The organism is Thioalkalicoccus limnaeus (assembly GCF_041197575.1).
In the GTDB taxonomy this organism is placed as follows: domain Bacteria; phylum Pseudomonadota; class Gammaproteobacteria; order Chromatiales; family Chromatiaceae; genus Thioalkalicoccus; species Thioalkalicoccus limnaeus.
Genome location: NZ_JBDKXB010000071.1, coordinates 1 through 1,560, shown reverse-complemented (window position 1 = coordinate 1,560; position 1,560 = coordinate 1). Strand labels below are relative to the sequence as shown.

Here is a 1,560-nt window from a genome sequence, read left to right as displayed (position 1 = left end):
TAACCCATCCACCTGATCGGCATCGAATTCAGCCGCGCCCAGCGCACCGTCGTCGCATTCGATGTCGAAACCCTGGCGTGACCCCGGCGCGCATGGGACCCGGGCCGAAGCCGCGCGGCCGCGACGGACGGTTCCTTCTGGAACCTAGCACCGAGACCGACGGCGGACCGCCGCGCAGAGACATCGCCCGGACAACGACGAGGGTGACTCTGCTCGCGACCCAGAACCGGTGCCCCGGGCCAGCTCGGCTCCCCGGCCCACCGAACCACCGCCGGCCGCCGCGATGCCGAACCCGCAGAGGGCATGTCGCCGTCAAACCTCGACGATGACCTTGCCAGTGGCCCGACCGCGCTGCAAGGCGCGTAGCGCGTGAGACATCTCGTCCAAGAGACGCGGGTTCCCAATGGCCTGGCTTCGCCATTGCGCAGACTAATTGATGGGCTGCCGACTCTCTGACCGCGTCGGACCTGCGAATAAGGCGCCAGGCACCTCGTCGCAGCCAGCATTTGTTATACCTGGAAGCGTCGATTAGACTTCGACTTACCGAAGTTATCGATGTTTCGCCGGAGTACCGCCCATGGAAACGTCCACCCTCTCGAGCAAGTACCAGCTCGTCCTGCCCAAGTCGATCCGCGAACCCCTCGGCCTGAAGCCCGGCCAACGCTTTCTGGTGAGACCGAGCGAGCACGGGATCGAGCTGGTGCCCTGCGAGGAACCGAGTGCCCTGCGCGGCTTCCTGGCCGGCGCGGACAGGGACATGGACGGCATCCGCGAGCGGGACGAGCGGGTATGAACCTACTCGACTCGTCGGGCTGGATCGAGTACTTCGCCGAGGGTCCCAACGCGGAGCGGTTCGCCCCCGTGCTGGACGACACCGCAACCCTGCTGGTGCCGACCATCGTGCTGCATGAGGTCTACCGGTGGGCGGACCGTGAAGGCGGGGAGCTGGCCGCGAGCCGGGCCGTGGCGACCATGCAGACGGGAGCGGTCATGGTCCTGAACACCGACGTCGCACTCGCCTCGGCGCGTCTCGCCCGGCAGCATCGTCTGCCCACTGCCGACAGCATCATCTACGCCTCGGCCCAATCACGGGGCGCGATTGTTTGGACCCAGGACGAAGACTTCCGCGACCTCCCGGGCGTGCGGCATATTCCCAAGATCAAGGAAAAACAGGTCCAGTAATTTTCGAGCTGCGCAAGGCCGACCGGCTCGGACAACTGCCCGAGCGTCTCTCGGCCTGGATCGCTTATTTCGAGCACTGGCGGGAGGACGCCATCATGAGCACCCATACCCATGCCCCGGTGCAACGGGCCATCGACAAACTGCGCGCGCTGAGCGCGCCGTCGTCGCCTTCGAAGTCGCGACTCGAGACCCGGTCCTGAGCTGTCCGCCAGCATCTGGGGTATCATCGAGGCACGCCCCCGCCGCGCCAACGACCCCGCCATGACCCGCAAGCGCCTGCCGATCGGCATCCAGACCTTCCGCGAGATCCGCGAGGACGACTACTACTACGTCGACAAGACCGCCTTCGCCGAGCAGCTGATCGGCTCGGGCAAGTAT

The 1,560-nt window shown here is 66.1% G+C and carries 3 protein-coding genes; all 3 read left to right on the top strand.

Annotation, left to right across the window (positions count from 1 at the left end; genetic code table 11):
* The first annotated feature begins 577 nt into the window (after nt 1–577).
* Nucleotides 578–793 (top strand): AbrB/MazE/SpoVT family DNA-binding domain-containing protein, encoded by a 216-nt coding sequence (locus ABC977_RS18105; RefSeq protein ID WP_369668668.1) that lies wholly within the window; start codon nt 578–580, stop codon nt 791–793.
* The gene (locus ABC977_RS18100; RefSeq protein ID WP_369668667.1) at nt 790–1,182 is read left to right on the top strand and encodes a type II toxin-antitoxin system VapC family toxin; all 393 of its coding nucleotides are present in this window, start codon (nt 790–792) and stop codon (nt 1,180–1,182) included. Before ABC977_RS18105 ends, ABC977_RS18100 begins: the two co-directional genes overlap by 4 nt.
* Nucleotides 1,183–1,443: 261 nt before the next feature.
* Nucleotides 1,444–1,560: AAA family ATPase (locus tag ABC977_RS18095; protein ID WP_369668669.1), on the top strand; the 117-nt coding region annotated here is incomplete at its 3' end.